Genomic DNA, 14,280 nt, shown 5'->3' with positions numbered 1-14,280 from the left:
GCCTTCCGCTGCCGCGGGCTGGGCCGAAAACGGCGAAGGAAGAGGGCGGATCAAGCGCTGACGCTCTCCGTCGCCTCGTCCGCCAGGACCAGATCCCGCCCGACGACCCCGATGGTCGGCAACGAGCCGTCGTGGTGGTGGGGCAGCCGGCCGACGGCGTGCAGCAGCAGACCACCGGTGGGTATGTCGAGCAGTGGCGACAACGAGATGTCGTCGACTGGCGCAGTATCACCAGGGAATGCACTTCTGACGGGCCAACAGCCCCGTCCGCTCACCGAGCAATGGGGTGGCGAGCGAGCCGGTGGTCGGGTAGGAGTGTGCCTTCAGCCCCAGGAACACGTAGTGGAACAGGAGAGTGATGTCGGATTCACCCCCAGAGCAGGTCGGTGTCGTCACCGAGTCCACCGCCGGGGAGACTCGCGTGGCGGCCACACCGGACAGTGTCCGCAGGCTCCTGGCCCTCGGCTACGAGGTCGTCGTGGAGCCTGGCGCCGGAGCGGCCTCGGGCTTCTCCGACGACGCGTACAACGAGGCGGGCGCGCGCGTCGGCGACGCCTGGCAGGCGGACGTGGTCCTGAAGGTCAATGCCCCCTCGCACGAGGAGATCCAGAAGCTGCGCGACGGAGCGGTCCTCATCGGCCTGATCGCTCCCGCCCTCAACCCCGGCCTCGTCGACGAGCTCGCCGAACGGTCGATCACCGTCCTGTCCATGGACGCCGTACCGCGCATATCCCGCGCCCAGTCGATGGACGTGCTCAGCTCCATGGCCAACATCGCCGGATACCGGGCGGTGATCGAGGCGGCCCACGTCTTCGGACGGTTCTTCACCGGGCAGGTCACCGCGGCCGGCAAAGTACCGCCGGCCAAGGTGCTCGTCGCCGGGGCGGGCGTGGCCGGTCTGGCCGCGATCGGGGCGGCGGGCAGCCTCGGCGCCGTGGTCCGGGCCACCGACCCGCGGGCCGAGGTCGCGGAGCAGGTCCGTTCCATGGGCGGGGAGTTCCTCGCCGTCGAGGTGGAGCAGGAGGCGAGTTCCGACGGTTACGCCAAGGCGACCTCCGAGGCCTATGACCGGCGTGCCGCCGAGATCTACCGCGAGCAGGCCAGGGACGTCGACATCATCATCACCACCGCGCTGATCCCCGGCCGCCCCGCTCCGAGACTGATCACCGCGGCTGACGTGGCATCCATGAAGCCGGGCAGTGTCATCGTCGACATGGCCGCCGCGCAGGGAGGCAACGTCGAGGGCACCGTCAGCGGGAAGGCGATCGTCACGGACAACGACGTGACGATCATCGGGTACACCGACCTCGCCGGCCGGCTGCCCGCGCAGGCTTCGCAGTTGTACGGGACCAACCTGGTCAACCTGCTCAAGCTGCTGACGCCCGGCAAGGACGGGCGGCTGACGCTGGACTTCGACGACGTCGTGCAGCGGTCGGTAACGGTGGTACGCGACGGCGAGAAGACCTGGCCCCCGCCGCCCGTCGAGGTGTCGGCGGAGCCGACCCGGCAGATCCCGGCGCCGGTGACGGCGACCCCCCAGGTCAAGGAGACGCGCCTGTCGCCCGCTGTGCGCTACGGCCTGATCGGTCTCGGCATGCTCGCGATGTTCCTCCTCATCGCGTTCTCCCCGGCCCAACTGGTCGGCAACTTCACGGTGTTCGCGCTGGCCGTGGTCATCGGCTACTACGTCATCGGCAAGGTCCACCACGCCTTGCACACCCCCTTGATGTCGGTCACCAACGCCATCTCGGGGATCGTCGTGGTCGGGGCGCTGCTGCAGATCGGCCACGCGGGACCGGCCGTCAGCGTGCTGTCGTTCGTGGCGATCATGCTCACCACCGTGAACATCTTCGGTGGATTCGCCGTCACCCGCCGCATGCTCGGCATGTTCTCGAAAGGCTGATGATCGATGAACTCGACCACGGCGGCCCGGGCCGCCGACATCGTTGCCGCGCTGCTGTTCATCTTCAGCCTGGCCGGACTCTCCCAGCACCGTACCTCGCGCGCCGGAGTGGCCTATGGCATCGCCGGCATGGCGCTGGCGCTCGTGGCCACCGTGGTGGCCGCGTCGCAGGACGTGTCGGTCACCGCCGTCCTGCTGATCGTGGTCGCCACCGTCATCGGCGGCGCCGTGGGTCTGTGGCGGGCGCGCAAGGTGGAGATGACGCAGATGCCCGAGCTCATCGCGGTACTGCACAGCTTGGTCGGTCTGGCCGCGGTCCTCGTCGGCTGGAACAGCTACTACGAGGTCGAGGCGCACGGTGGCGCGCAGACCCGGGTGACCCAGGACCTGCTGGGTATCCACCATGCCGAGGTGTTCATCGGCATCTTCATCGGCGCGGTCACCTTCACCGGCTCCCTCGTCGCCTTCCTGAAGCTGTCGGGGCGCATCAAGTCCCGCCCGTTGACCCTGCCGGCCAAGAACGCGCTCAACCTCGGTGCTCTGGTCGTCTTCGTGGGCCTGACGACCTGGTTCACGGTGGCTCCGAGCCTCGGCCTGATGATCGCCGTGACTGCCCTGGCGCTGGTACTGGGCTGGCACCTGGTGGTCTCCATCGGCGGCGGTGACATGCCGGTGGTCGTCTCGATGCTCAACAGCTACTCGGGCTGGGCGGCAGCGGCGGCGGGCTTCCTGCTCAACAACAACCTGCTCATCGTCACCGGCGCGCTCGTCGGCTCCTCGGGCGCCTACCTGTCGTACATCATGTGCAAGGCGATGAACCGGTCGTTCATCTCGGTGATCGCCGGTGGTTTCGGCGTCGAGGCGCCGTCGGGCGCCGCGACCGAGCAGGGCGAGCACCGTGAGACCACCGCCGAGGAGACCGCGGAGCTGCTGGAGAACGCCACCTCCGTGATCATCACCCCCGGCTACGGCATGGCGGTGGCCCAGGCCCAGCACCCGGTGGCGGAGCTGACGCAGGCCCTGCGCCGGCGCGGGGTGCAGGTCCGGTTCGGCGTTCACCCGGTGGCCGGGCGGCTCCCGGGGCACATGAACGTGCTGCTGGCCGAGGCCAGAGTGCCGTACGACGTCGTGCTGGAAATGGATGAGATCAACGACGACTTCGGCGGCACCACGGTGGTGCTGGTCATCGGCGCCAATGACACCGTCAACCCGGCGGCGGAGGAGGATCCGTCCAGCCCCATCGCCGGGATGCCGGTGTTGCGCGTGTGGGAAGCCGAGAATGTCATCGTGTTCAAGCGGTCCATGTCCTCGGGTTACGCGGGCGTACAGAACCCGCTGTTCTTCCGCGAGAACAGCCGCATGCTCTTCGGCGACGCCAAGGAGAGCGTGGAGCGCATACTGCGCTCGCTGAGTGCGACGGACCCGGGTTCAGCCGCGTCGCACGAGGGTCAGGAGGCGGCCGGGCAGCCCACCCCCGTGTGAGAAGCGGCGGTCGCGGTGGGGCGGGGAGGCGACGGCCTCCCCGCCCCACCGCGACTCGCCGGGAGCCCACCCGCGAGCTGCGCACGCCGAGGGCCACATCAGACGTCGCTGGGCGGGCACGGTGAGCGGAGCAGTCGAATGGCAGCGGTGCAAGGCGAACTCACGGGTGCAGCCGTGGTGTTGGACGAGCAGAAAGCCGTGTCCCGACCTGGTGCGCCGATCAGACGCCCCCGAGGCTCCCACCCCGGCCGGACACGCCGTGGCACAACCGGCCGAGCCCGGGGGCACCTGCGTACCGCGGAACATCGACGCCCCTTCGTGGACCAACTGTCGTCGGCAGGTGGCGCGGCGTGCTCCAGCGGTGCTCTCAGCGCCCGGGCAGCATCGCGAGTGCCTGGGAGCGCTGTGCGACCAGCTCGGTGTAGCTGCCGTCACGCTCCGCCCAGCGATGCATCTTCACCCGCTCGACGAGTATTTCGTTCGGGGTGGGGTCCTGGGCCAGGAGTTGCATGACCTCGGTGACGAAGGCGTCGAGCGGCAGCGCATGGGGATTCACCTGATCCTGTCCGGCTGTGGCCACCGCGGGCGGCACGAGTTCGACGACCTCGACGCCCGTGCCGTCCAGCTGTGCGCGCAGCGCCTCGGAGTAGGCGTGTACGCCGGCCTTCGAGGCGGCGTAGGTCGGCATCGGCGGGAACGGCAGGAAGGCGATCCCCGAGGTGACGGTGATGATCGTGCCGGTGCCACGTTCGATCAGGTGCGGGGTAAAGGCATCCACCACTCGGATGGTGCCGACGAGGTTGGTGTCGATCGTCGCCCGGGCCGCTTCGAAGTGTGCCGGGTCGCGCAGATCCTCCGGCAGCATGACGCCCGACATTGCCACGACGGTGTCGAGGTCGGGGTGCTGGGCAAGCACAGCGTCTCGCGCCCGAGTGACGGAGCCGTCGTCGGTGACGTCGAGCTCGGTGGTGCCGAACCCTTCGGCAGCCAGCTGGGCGAGGGCTTCGGGATTGCGGCCACCGACGACGACGGTGCTCCCCGCGGCGGCGAACCGCCGGGCGAGTTCGCGGCCGATCCCCGAGGTGCCGCCGACGATGAGAACAGTGCGTGAGGTGATGTTCATGAGTTCCCTTTCCAAGTGGACCTCTCAATCCTGCGAGGCCTCGTCGGACCGGGGGAGAGCCCCGCTGGGACGGGGAGTGGCAGGACCCCCTCTTCCGTCGACCGCATACGACGCGAGCAGCCGCAGCTTCTGCTCGCTGTCGCTGCCGTGATCGGCGTAGTAGACGACGAGGATCACGTTCTCCACCGGGAACTTGTCGCGGTGCAGATCCATCTCACCGACGACCGGATGGTTGACGAGGGCAGTGCCGCCCTCCAGCTCGCGTACGTCATGGCGCGCCCACAGCGCACGGAATCGCTCGCTCGAAAGGGCGAGCTCTCCGACCAATTCGATGAAGCGGGGATCGTCGACGTCCTCGCCTATTTGTCGGCGGAACGCGGAGACGAAGTCTGCCGCCGCAGTCGCCCAGTCCCGGTGGAACGCCTGCTCCTCCGGGTCGAGCATGAGCGAGCGCAGCCGGTTCTCGCCCGGCCGGAGACGAGGCGAGAACGCGGCCGCCAGGTCGTTGGAGGCGAGGACGTCGAAAGCACGCCCCTCGACGAAGGCCGGCAGCCCGATCGTCGCCAGAAGCTGATGCAGGCGAGCCGGTACTCGCTCCGGTCGGTGACGCCTGCGGGGCCGTACACGTGGCGCGATCATGCCCAGCAGATAGCTCTGCTCCACCTCGTCGAGCCCCAGCACTCGGCCGATCGCCTCGAGCACCTGAGTGGAGGGATTTCTGTCGCGTCCGCGCTCGAGCCGAAGGTAGTAGTCGGCGCTGATCCCTGCCAACATCGCCACTTCCTCGCGGCGCAGCCCGGGCACGCGCCGGTTGGCGCCGGCGGGGATTCCCGCCTGCTCCGGGGTCACCAGCTCGCGACGCGCCCGCAGGTACTTGCCCAGCCGGTTGTCGTCGTGCGAATCGCTCATAACCGCAGCGTATGCCGCGTGGCACGATCCACCCGGGGCCCTGTGACACCCCCCTTGGATCTGTAGGTCCTGTGCCACTCCGCGTGATCAGGCGAACTGCCCCGGCGGCCTCGACGCTCTACCGAGGCGTAGATCGCGCAGTGACGACAAAGACCTTGGTGCGGATCGAGCGGCCGGCCTGCCGTCAAGCCGACAGCGGCAGGCCGCCGCCCCGGCCCGGTCATCGATGGCCACCCCGAGCGCAACCGCGAGCACTTCGAACGCTCGCCGAAGCGGCTGGGCATCAACCACGTCGCCCCGTGTCATGCGCCGTTTCGACCCGGACGTGCCCATCGAGGAGACCGTCGGGGCCATGGACGAGCTGGTCGGCGAGGGCAAGGTGCACCACCCTCGCACTCAGCGAGGCCGCGCCCGACGGCATCCCGTGCGCCGGCCCGCCCCGCGAGTCGGTAAATGGTGCAAATGGGTGAATTGCCGATTTTATCGGGCGGCAATACCGTGGATTAATGGCTATCGCAACCACGAGTCCCGTGACAGGTGAGGTCCTCCGGAGCTTCGACGAGCTGACTCCCGAGGAACTCGAGGACAAGCTCGCCAGAGCGGCGGCTGCGGCCGCCTCGTACCGGCTGACAAGCGTGGAGGAGCGGGCGGAGTGCCTCCATCACGCTGCCGACCGTCTTGAGAAGGAAATCGAGAGCGTCGGCCGGATGATCACCTCGGAGATGGGCAAGACGTTCCGCGCGGCGGAGCAGGAAGTGGTCAAGTGCGTTCACGGGCTGCGCTTCTACGCCGCCGAGGGTCCCGCGTATCTGCGGGACCTGGAGGCCGACGCGGGGCGTGTGGGCGCGAAGCAGACGTTCGTGACGTACCAGCCGATCGGGGTGGTGCTCGCGGTGATGCCGTGGAACCTTCCCTTGTGGCAAGCCATGCGGTTCGCCGCTCCCGCGTTGATGGCGGGGAACGTGGGACTGCTCAAGCACGCCTCGAACGTCCCGCAGTGCGCCCTCTACCTGGAGGAACTGTTCCGTGAAGCGGGCTTCCCGGACGACGTGTTCCAGACCCTGCTGATCTCCGCGCGCAGGGTGGAGCAGGTGTTGCGCGATCCGCGGGTGGCGGCCGCGACCCTGACGGGCAGTGAGCCGGCGGGGCGGTCGGTGGCGACCATCGCGGGTGACGAGATCAAGAAGGTGGTTCTCGAACTCGGCGGATCCGACCCGTTCATCGTCATGCCGTCCACTGATCTGGAGCGTGCCACCGATGTCGCGGTCACGGCGCGGTGCCTGAACAACGGCCAGTCGTGCATCAACGGCAAACGGTTCTTCGTGCACCGGGACATCAGTGATGCGTTCATCGAGATGTTCGTGGCGAAGATGGGGGCGTTGGTGGTGGGCGACCCGATGGACGAGGACACCGATGTGGGACCGCTGGCCACGGAGTCCGGCCGCCGGGATGTCGAGGCCTACGTCGAGGACGCCGTCGCGAAGGGCGCGAGGGTTCTGCTGGGGGGTGAACGCCCGGACGGGCCGGGCTGGTTCTATCCACCCACCGTGCTGACCGGCATCACACCGGAGATGGACATGTATCACGAGGAGGTCTTCGGCCCCGTCGCGCAGATCTGGACCGTCGGATCGCTGGAGGAGGCACTGCGGGAGGCCAACGGGCATCCCTACGGCCTGGGTTCGAACCTGTGGAGCGAGGACGAGGCCGAGCGGGAGATGTTCGTGCGTGACATCCAGTCGGGCATGGCCTTCATCAACGGCAACACCACCAGCTTCCCCGAGATCCCCTTCGGCGGCGTCAAACGCAGCGGATACGGACGCGAACTGTCCGACCTCGGCATGCGGGAGTTCATGAACGCCAAGACCGTCTGGGTCGGCCAGGACGCCTGACCGTCCGGCAGCCGGGCGGTCGACACCGTCGGCAAGCTACGCCGCTCGTGGCGGCCCGCGCCGCGTCTCATCGGCGGCAGCGGCCTCGACAGCCCGTACGTGCGGAGCAAGGGCCCGATGATGCTCGACGAGGCCCCCGAAACCCCCTCCTTCCCTCGTGAAGCGGCCGCCAAGGACGCCGGGCTGATCACCGACACACCGCGTGCCGCCGGTCTGCACGTGGGCATCGCGGAAGTCGTCGATGAACGACTCCACTTGGCGACCGACGATCGACTCGGCCGTACGGACGTCGCCGCGACCTACCGAACGTCCCGCCAGGTCACGACCTGACCGGGCCGTCCTTCGAGCGAGGCGGAGGAGGAACGTTGACGGGTGCCGGCATCGCCGCCGCGCGTTCGAGCACGGCGGATCTGGCAAAGATCGTGCCCCATGTGGACGACGCGCAATGGGAGCTGCCGTCCGCGTGTGACGGCTGGCGTGTCATCGATGTGGTGGCCCACCTCGCGGCCCTCGCCTCCGAGGCGGTGGACCCACCGCCGCCCGATCCCGCACTGCCGAAGAACCGCGAGCGTTACCACGACGTGCGTGTCGACGAACGGCGCCGCTGGAGCCATGCGGACGTCCTCGACGAATGGCGGCGCAGCAGCCCCCGGCAACTGGACCTCCTGGAAGCGGCCCAGGAGCCGCCCGGGGCCGGTGAGCCCGTCGAGGTACCCGGGCTCGGAACGTATCCACGCCATCTCCTGGCGAACACCATGGCGTTCAACGTCTTCTGCCACCTGCGCAACGACATGCTCGCCCCGGACGGCCCACTTCCCTACACCGTCCCGGAACCGGTTGACTCCCAAATCGCCCCCGCCGTCGAATTCATGCTCGCCGGCCTGCCGCAGATGCAGGGACCCGAACTCACCGCCACCGTGAACCGGCCCATCGTCCTCGACCTGACCGGGCCGGGCGCCACCACCGTCACCATCCTCCCCGCGAACGAGCCCACCGGGCAGCTGACCGTGGCACCTGGCGCCGACGCCACCGTCCAAGTCCACAGCACGGCCCTGGACTTCATCGCATGGGCCACCACCCGCAAACCCTGGCGCGACTACTGCAGCATCACGGGGGACGTATCTGCCGTGACCCCTTTCCTCGACTGCCTCAACATCATTTAGCGGTGGTCAAGCTGTTGTTCATGCACGTCCCGATCCGGCTGCTCGTCGGTACGGCTCCGGGGAGGTGCCCGCCGGAGCCGCGGCGCCCGACCCGGCGGCCGCGCCGAGCGGGTTACCGCACCTTTGTGACGACCGCGTGGCGGTCCGCGAGCAGCGGCACGATGCGCTCCAGGACGATGGTCCGGAAGTGGACACTGTCGCGGTGCGCGTCCAGCGCGGACTGGTCGGCGTAGCGCTCGACGAGCACGAGGTCGCCGTCGACGTCGCCGTCGGGGCGGTACGCCTGATAGCCGAGGCAGCCGGGCTCGGCTCGAGATTTCTGAATCAGTTCGGGCAGCAGCGCGGCGATGGTCCCGCTCTCGCCGGGACCCGGGCTCCAACGAGCGATCACGACGACCTCGCCGGGTCGCGCATCGTCCAGAGGCCAGATGGTCGCAGGGGTGTCGCTCACGGGTGTGTGCTCCTCGTGGTCGCAGGGATGGATGGTCCCGCCCCGGTTGCCACACCTCCGGGGACGGCCGTGCATCAGGAGGGCACGACGGCGGTCGGGCCCTGCCGCGGTCCGAATCCTTGTCGACCCGCGGGCTCCTGGAGCCATCCGACACGAGAAGCGATGGCGCCGGTGGCGTCTCAGAGACCGTTCTTCACCACCGTCACGGCCCCGATGCAGTACGACGGACTGGGGGAGAGCCGAGCTGCGAGGTTGTTGACAGCCGGATGGTGTGAGTGACCTGGCCACGGCGCCGATCCGGCGGTCAGGTGGAATACGGCAGCTGAGACGCGGTGGTGCGACGTCAAGTGCCCAGGGACCTTTCAGTCCTTCGCATGCGGAACCTTGTCACCCCCAGCGAAACGCGGCCAGGCCGGGTTCCGTCTGCCACGAGCGGTGGATGGGGCGAAGCGGATCAGTGGCCGGTGAGTGCGGCGACGATTCGCTCGGCCAGCGGCTTGCTGGAGGCGGGGTTCTGGCCGGAGCACAGATTGCCGTCGACGACGACGTTCGGCTGCCACGCGTCTTTCGCGGAACGGACTACCGCCCCACGCGCTGTGAGCACGGTCTCGGCCAGCCACGGGGCCCGGTCGGCGGTGCCGTTGAGCCGCTCTTCCTCGTTGGTGAACACGGTCAGGGTGCGCCCGGCGAACTGCCACCGTCCGCCCGGCAGATTCGCCGACAGGAGCGCGGCCGGTCCGTGGCACACCGGGGCAATGATCTTCCCCGCGGTGTCGGCTTCCACGAGCAGGCGCCCGAGATCGGGGTCGTGGGCCAGGTCTTCCATGGGGCCGTGCCCACCGGGGATGAAGATCGCGTCGTAGTCGGCAGTGTCGACGGCGGACAGCGCGACGGGGTTGGCGAGCGCTTCGGCTGCCGCGCCGATGTAGTCCGCGAAGGACTCCGCCTCGGTGCCGGCGACATCGGACCGCAGGCTCACAGGGTCGGCGGCCGGCTTGCCGTCCTCCGGGGCGGCGATGTCGACGGTGAACCCGGCCTGCGTCAGGATGCGGTGCGGAACCACGAACTCCTCGGCCCAGTAGCCGCTGGGGTGCTTGCTGCCGTCGGCCAGCGTCCAGTAGTCGACGCCCGACAGCACCATCAGGATCCTGGTCATATCGGCACTCACTTTCTTCGGTTGGGATGCCGCCCTTGGATGAGCAGTACTGAGGCACCGGAAATTGGGCCGCTTGCGGAATGGATTCCGTGCCCGTCCCGGTGGGCCTCCGCGATCCAGGACACCACGCGACCCCCGCACCGCAGGGGCTGCTTCCCGGCCCTGACCTGCCAGGGAAGCCGCTGCGTAGGACTCAGCGACCCCCCTTCCCCGGTCGACCGAGCTCAGCGGCGAGAGAGAATGGAGGCATGGCCCGCAATGTCGAGCTCAGCGAATTTCTTCGCCGTTCCCGCGCACGTATCAGCCCCGAATCGGCCGGACTGCCCGAGCGCGGGGCCTACCGGCGAGTTCCGGGGCTCCGTCGGGAAGAGGTCGCCCAACTGGCCGGAGTCAGCACCGACTACTACACGCGGCTGGAGCAGGGAAGGCAGATCAGCCCGTCGACCGCTGTGCTGGAGGCAGTGGCCGCCGCGCTGCGGTTGGATACCGCCGAACGCGCCCACCTGTTCGACCTCGTCGGGCCCAATGCAGGCCGGGCTCGCCGTTCGGCCCCGACCGTGCAGCGCGTCCGGCCGGGGGTCCGGCGGTTTCTGGACTCCTTCACCGACCAAGCCGGTTTCGTCCTCGGTCGCCGTACGGACGTACTGGCCACCAACCACCTGGCCCGGGCGCTCATGACCGACTTCGACGCGATGCCCGCGCGTGAACGCAACCTCACCCGCTGGATCCTGCTGGATGAGGAGGCCCGCGCCCTGTATTCGGACTGGGAGCAGGTCGCCACCGAGATGACCGCCGTTCTGCGGCTGGACGTCGGACGTCATCCCGACGACACCCGAACCGCCGAGCTGGTGGGCGAGCTGGCGATGAAGAGCGAGCACTTCCGCCGCTGGTGGGCCGACCATCAGGTCTTCGACCGCACCCACGGTCACAAGCGCCTGCACCACCCCGTCGTCGGCGATCTTGTCATCGACTACCAGGCCTTCACCGCGCTCGGCGAGATCGACCAGACACTGTTCCTGTACCTTCCGGCCCAGGACCAGGCCTCCCGGGACGCGTGGAAGCTGCTCGCCAGCTGGAGCGCCCAGGAACCGGCAGCACCGGGGGAGACGAGCCGCCACAGCGGCGCATCCCCGCACAGCTCCCACACTCGGCGACTGCTCTGACACCGAGTGCGATGCCTGGACTCCTGACGCCGCGGCCCAGCCCACCCGTGGTCATGGCACATGACCACACAGGGCTCACCTGTCGGGGTTTCGTCAGGGCTCTGCGTCAGGACGGGGCGAGGACACAGAACTCGTTGCCCTCCGGGTCGGCGGCGACCGTCCACGGCACGCTGCCCCGGCCCACCTCGGCGGGCGTCGCGCCGAGGGACCGAAGGCGGTTGGTGCGGTCGCCAAATAGAGATCAACTCGCTCACCGGCCGTAATGGTCAACGTGAGTCGGGAGAGACCCTTGGCCGGGTCATGGCGGGTGACCGTCGGGCTGCGGTGAAGCGTCCCGCAGCCCGACGGCACCATTCTGCTGGGGCTCGAACCCGTTGTCCCTTCGGATGACTCCGTGATCACGTGGGCGAGTGATTCCGTGACCTGGCGGGCGAACGGGAAGTCGCGCCCACGGAGCTCAGAAGACGATTCTGGCCCGGCGGGCAGTTGCGAGGGCGGTCTCGGCTCCGGAGACCAGTTCCAGCGCCCCGTCGGTGTCACGACCGGCCAGAGCACGCATGTAATCCAGCGTGCCCGCGCGGATGACCGCCTTCGGTTCGCCGGAGCCGATCAGCCAGGCGCCCCCGGCAGGTCCGGTGAGTTCGAGGGCGATGGATGCCTCGGACCAGGTCAGGGCGAGGTCACGGATGGCCTGTTCGACGATCTGCCCGTCGTGCTCGCCGATGGTGATGGTCTGTCCCGTCGCCCGTGCGAGATCGATGCGGTGCATCCACAGGTCGCGGTTGTAGATGGTGTCGAGCAGGTGGCCGACGGACACCCGCGGGGCCGTGGGCATGCCGGTGACGAGGTTGGCACGCCGCATCAGCCCGGGACGGCTCCGGCGGGCCTGTATGGCGCGGGGCCACAGTCGGGCGAACGCGGCGACCAGGTCCGGGCCCGACGATCCGGTATGGTCTTCGACCTGTGCCGCCATGTGGGCATCGATCGGGCCCTTGCCGCGGTGACGTCGCCTTCCCGCGATCTCCCGGCGCAGCATCGTGGGCAGGCTGATGTTGTCCTCGCACTGCGCGACAAGATGGGAGACCAGGGTGCGCACGTCCCACTCCACGCAGTCGGTGGGACGCTTCCAGTCGCCGTCGGCGAGCTTTCCGAGTACTTGGAGAGCCGCCCGGCCCTCGGCTTCGGCGATCATGGCCGAACGGTCGCGGTCGGTCTGCGCCAGGCCTGCGGCGTCGACAAAGGTCTGAGTCATCTCACTCGCCCTCCTTTGGGGCGTAGTAGCGGAAGAACATGTCCACTGCCGTGCCCGTGAGTCGGGCGAATCGGCCTTCTTCGACCTGTGCGGATGGTTCATTGGCGAGCTGCTGGCTGATCACGCCGGAGACCAGCGCCGTGTAGAGCGCCACCCCCTCGTCGCCGGCGGCTTCGGGGGCCAACTGCCCGGCGTGCACGGCCGCCTGAAGCGCTGATCGCAGGATTTCCAGCAGGCGCACCGAGGGCTCGAAGGCCTGGGGGGTTGGTTCGAATTTGGGTACGGGCCGCCAGTACAGCAGCTGCGCCAGCACCGGATTGGTCATGGCCCAAGCGACGCTGGCCTGTTGACCCGCCACGATGACAGCCCGGGGATCCTCGGCGAGCCGGGCACTGTAGGGCTCCAGGACCTCGGCCGATTCACGTACTCCCCGCTCGAACAAGGCGTCGTAGATGGCCATCTTCGACGGGAAGTACTGGTACAGCGAGGGTGGGCGCACTCCCACGCGCCGGGCGACCTCAGCCATGCTCAGCCCGGCCACGCCGTCCTCCGCCATGACGTCGATCGCGGTGTCGAGGATCTCCTGCACGGTCTCATTGCGCCGCCGAAGCCTCCGGTCTTCCCTCATGCCGATAAGAAAACCTAATGCCAGTAGGGAAGTCAACACCTCTTCGATTCTTGCCGGCGTCGACGCAGCGTCAACTGGTCTCGCATGCCGTCCACTTCTTGCATGTCAGCGCGTTGCTCCGGACCGGCTTGTCCCCGGCCGACCGGCTCCAACTCCTCACGGCGAAGCATCCGAATGACCGGCGGGCAGCCTGCTCGCCGTGCAGCAAGCACGGCCCGGCCCGCCGGTTCTCGGGGTGGTGCCGGTTCGTGGCCTCAGGACTCCCAGCAAAAGTGGTGTGACCTGGTCAGAGGTAGACGTCGTGCACGAGGTCGCCGGGTAGCGGGACGCGGTCAGCTGCGTCATCGCACGCGATAAACCCGGCGACGTAGGCGATGCACCCCGGAATACTGGTCGCCCATGGATGAGGTCAAAGTCGTCGTCGCCCATTCCGAGCGCGCGACTCTGCGCGTCGGCGACGTGTTCCTGAAGGTGGACGCCGATCAGGCGCGCATCGACGTCGAGATCGAGGCGATGTCCCTCGCACCGGTCCCGACCCCGGAGGTCCTGTGGCGCAAGCCGCCCGTGCTCGCGCTCGCCGCGCTCCCGGGGACGACGCTCGGGCGCCTCGGCGGTCCGTCGACCGGGTCGCCGACGGCGTGGGCAGCGGCGGGCGCCGCCATCCGGAAGCTGCACGACGCGCCACTGCCGCCCCGGCCGGGCCAGGCCGGCCGGAGCATCGTCGGACTGGCGGCGGAACTCGACACCGAGTGCGCATTGCTCGTGACGAACGGTGTCCTGCCCGCCGACCTGGTCACCCGCAACCGCCAGGTCGCGGAGGCCGCGCTCCGGCCGTGGACTCCGGCGTTCACGCACGGCGACCTGCAGATCGCGCACGTCTTCGTCGACGGCGACGAGGTCACGGGCATCATCGACTGGTCCGAGGCGGGCCAGGGCGATGCCCTGCACGACCTCGCCACCTTCACGCTCGGACATGAGGAGCACCTCGACGACGTCATCGTCGGCTATGGAACCGACGTGGACCTCGATGTGATCCACGCGTGGTGGTCGTTGCGAAGCCTGCTGATCGTTCGCTGGCTGATCGAGCACGGCTTCGACCCCTTCGCGCCGGGCTGTGAGGTCGACGTGCTGAGATCCCGGATGTGAGGCCGCGCGGGCCGG

General features: G+C 68.8%; 15 protein-coding genes and 1 pseudogene. 7 read left to right on the top strand and 9 right to left on the bottom strand.

The annotated features are described in order from the left end of the window. Positions 1-50: 50 nt before the first annotated feature. Positions 51-203, bottom strand: coding sequence for a hypothetical protein (locus ACSHXN_RS02390; protein WP_355141857.1), 153 nt, complete (start codon positions 201-203; stop codon positions 51-53). Between the two features lie 25 nt (positions 204-228). Continuing rightward, the gene (locus ACSHXN_RS02385) at positions 229-432 is read right to left on the bottom strand and encodes a hypothetical protein (protein ID WP_355141869.1); all 204 of its coding nucleotides are present in this window, start codon (positions 430-432) and stop codon (positions 229-231) included. Here ACSHXN_RS02385 and ACSHXN_RS02380 point away from each other — a divergent pair. Next, positions 359-1,903, top strand: coding sequence for a Re/Si-specific NAD(P)(+) transhydrogenase subunit alpha (locus ACSHXN_RS02380; RefSeq protein ID WP_355802577.1), 1,545 nt, complete (start codon positions 359-361; stop codon positions 1,901-1,903). The two genes, ACSHXN_RS02385 and ACSHXN_RS02380, sit on opposite strands and share 74 nt — an antisense overlap. A gap of 6 nt (positions 1,904-1,909) precedes the next feature. Continuing rightward, positions 1,910-3,385 carry a Re/Si-specific NAD(P)(+) transhydrogenase subunit beta gene (gene pntB / locus ACSHXN_RS02375; RefSeq protein ID WP_438302521.1) on the top strand — a complete coding sequence of 492 codons (1,476 nt, stop codon included), beginning with the start codon at positions 1,910-1,912 and terminating at the stop codon, positions 3,383-3,385. Between the two features lie 367 nt (positions 3,386-3,752). Here pntB and ACSHXN_RS02370 read toward each other — a convergent pair whose 3' ends face one another. Together ACSHXN_RS02370 and ACSHXN_RS02365 are read right to left on the bottom strand one after the other, a co-directional pair. Then, positions 3,753-4,508, bottom strand: a complete 756-nt coding sequence (locus ACSHXN_RS02370) for an SDR family oxidoreductase (RefSeq protein WP_355141851.1) — start codon at positions 4,506-4,508, stop codon at positions 3,753-3,755. Positions 4,509-4,532: 24 nt separating this feature from the next. Continuing rightward, entirely contained in the window at positions 4,533-5,417 is an 885-nt protein-coding gene (locus ACSHXN_RS02365; protein WP_438302520.1) for a helix-turn-helix domain-containing protein, read from the bottom strand. Between the two features lie 506 nt (positions 5,418-5,923). Here ACSHXN_RS02365 and ACSHXN_RS02360 point away from each other — a divergent pair. The 3 genes from ACSHXN_RS02360 to ACSHXN_RS02350 all read left to right on the top strand — a co-directional run bounded on the left by ACSHXN_RS02360 (position 5,924) and on the right by ACSHXN_RS02350 (position 8,469). After that, on the top strand, positions 5,924-7,306 hold the full coding sequence (locus ACSHXN_RS02360; protein WP_356112476.1) for an NADP-dependent succinic semialdehyde dehydrogenase: 1,383 nt from the start codon (positions 5,924-5,926) through the stop codon (positions 7,304-7,306). A gap of 117 nt (positions 7,307-7,423) precedes the next feature. Continuing rightward, a complete protein-coding gene (locus ACSHXN_RS02355; RefSeq protein ID WP_356293889.1) occupies positions 7,424-7,636 on the top strand; it encodes a hypothetical protein in 213 nt (70 codons plus the stop codon). Between the two features lie 35 nt (positions 7,637-7,671). Further along, positions 7,672-8,469 carry a maleylpyruvate isomerase family mycothiol-dependent enzyme gene (locus ACSHXN_RS02350; RefSeq protein ID WP_356112472.1) on the top strand — a complete coding sequence of 266 codons (798 nt, stop codon included), beginning with the start codon at positions 7,672-7,674 and terminating at the stop codon, positions 8,467-8,469. A gap of 112 nt (positions 8,470-8,581) precedes the next feature. Here ACSHXN_RS02350 and ACSHXN_RS02345 read toward each other — a convergent pair whose 3' ends face one another. Both ACSHXN_RS02345 and ACSHXN_RS02340 read right to left on the bottom strand, forming a co-directional pair. Beyond that, a complete protein-coding gene (locus tag ACSHXN_RS02345) occupies positions 8,582-8,920 on the bottom strand; it encodes a putative quinol monooxygenase (protein ID WP_355141843.1) in 339 nt (112 codons plus the stop codon). A 454-nt stretch (positions 8,921-9,374) separates the two neighbouring features. Beyond that, positions 9,375-10,076, bottom strand: a complete 702-nt coding sequence (locus ACSHXN_RS02340; protein WP_438302519.1) for a type 1 glutamine amidotransferase domain-containing protein — start codon at positions 10,074-10,076, stop codon at positions 9,375-9,377. Positions 10,077-10,324: 248 nt separating this feature from the next. Between ACSHXN_RS02340 and ACSHXN_RS02335 the strand changes: the two genes are divergently transcribed. Continuing rightward, positions 10,325-11,239 (top strand): helix-turn-helix transcriptional regulator, encoded by a 915-nt coding sequence (locus tag ACSHXN_RS02335; RefSeq protein ID WP_355141839.1) that lies wholly within the window; start codon positions 10,325-10,327, stop codon positions 11,237-11,239. 112 nt (positions 11,240-11,351) lie between these two features. Here ACSHXN_RS02335 and ACSHXN_RS02330 read toward each other — a convergent pair. The 3 genes and pseudogenes from ACSHXN_RS02330 to ACSHXN_RS02320 all read right to left on the bottom strand — a co-directional run. Continuing rightward, a pseudogene (locus ACSHXN_RS02330) lies at positions 11,352-11,456 on the bottom strand (VOC family protein); the annotation flags it as partial. A gap of 240 nt (positions 11,457-11,696) precedes the next feature. Continuing rightward, complete coding sequence (locus ACSHXN_RS02325) at positions 11,697-12,491, bottom strand: maleylpyruvate isomerase family mycothiol-dependent enzyme (protein ID WP_438302518.1); 795 nt, start codon at positions 12,489-12,491, stop codon at positions 11,697-11,699. A 1-nt stretch (position 12,492) separates the two neighbouring features. After that, positions 12,493-13,080 (bottom strand): TetR/AcrR family transcriptional regulator, encoded by a 588-nt coding sequence (locus ACSHXN_RS02320; protein WP_438302517.1) that lies wholly within the window; start codon positions 13,078-13,080, stop codon positions 12,493-12,495. Between the two features lie 438 nt (positions 13,081-13,518). Between ACSHXN_RS02320 and ACSHXN_RS02315 the strand changes: the two genes are divergently transcribed. Beyond that, complete coding sequence (locus ACSHXN_RS02315; RefSeq protein WP_356112464.1) at positions 13,519-14,265, top strand: phosphotransferase family protein; 747 nt, start codon at positions 13,519-13,521, stop codon at positions 14,263-14,265. Positions 14,266-14,280 lie beyond the last annotated feature (15 nt).

Source organism: Streptomyces sp. HUAS TT11 (assembly GCF_051553595.1).
Taxonomy (GTDB): Bacteria; Actinomycetota; Actinomycetes; order Streptomycetales; family Streptomycetaceae; genus Streptomyces.
This window is presented reverse-complemented; position numbering and strand designations above follow the sequence as displayed.

Excerpts from the sequence above, each read along its gene's own strand:
- ACSHXN_RS02355 (WP_356293889.1), top strand. The coding sequence starts at position 7,424 with ATGATGCTCGACGAGGCCCCCGAAACCCCCTCCTTCCCTCGTGAAGCG.
- ACSHXN_RS02380 (WP_355802577.1), top strand. The coding sequence starts at position 359 with ATGTCGGATTCACCCCCAGAGCAGGTCGGTGTCGTCACCGAGTCCACC.
- ACSHXN_RS02370 (WP_355141851.1), bottom strand. The coding sequence starts at position 4,508 with ATGAACATCACCTCACGCACTGTTCTCATCGTCGGCGGCACCTCGGGG.
- ACSHXN_RS02315 (WP_356112464.1), top strand. The coding sequence starts at position 13,519 with ATGGATGAGGTCAAAGTCGTCGTCGCCCATTCCGAGCGCGCGACTCTG.
- ACSHXN_RS02325 (WP_438302518.1), bottom strand. The coding sequence starts at position 12,491 with ATGACTCAGACCTTTGTCGACGCCGCAGGCCTGGCGCAGACCGACCGC.
- ACSHXN_RS02365 (WP_438302520.1), bottom strand. The coding sequence starts at position 5,417 with ATGAGCGATTCGCACGACGACAACCGGCTGGGCAAGTACCTGCGGGCG.
- ACSHXN_RS02335 (WP_355141839.1), top strand. The coding sequence starts at position 10,325 with ATGGCCCGCAATGTCGAGCTCAGCGAATTTCTTCGCCGTTCCCGCGCA.
- pntB (WP_438302521.1), top strand. The coding sequence starts at position 1,910 with ATGAACTCGACCACGGCGGCCCGGGCCGCCGACATCGTTGCCGCGCTG.
- ACSHXN_RS02360 (WP_356112476.1), top strand. The coding sequence starts at position 5,924 with ATGGCTATCGCAACCACGAGTCCCGTGACAGGTGAGGTCCTCCGGAGC.
- ACSHXN_RS02340 (WP_438302519.1), bottom strand. The coding sequence starts at position 10,076 with ATGACCAGGATCCTGATGGTGCTGTCGGGCGTCGACTACTGGACGCTG.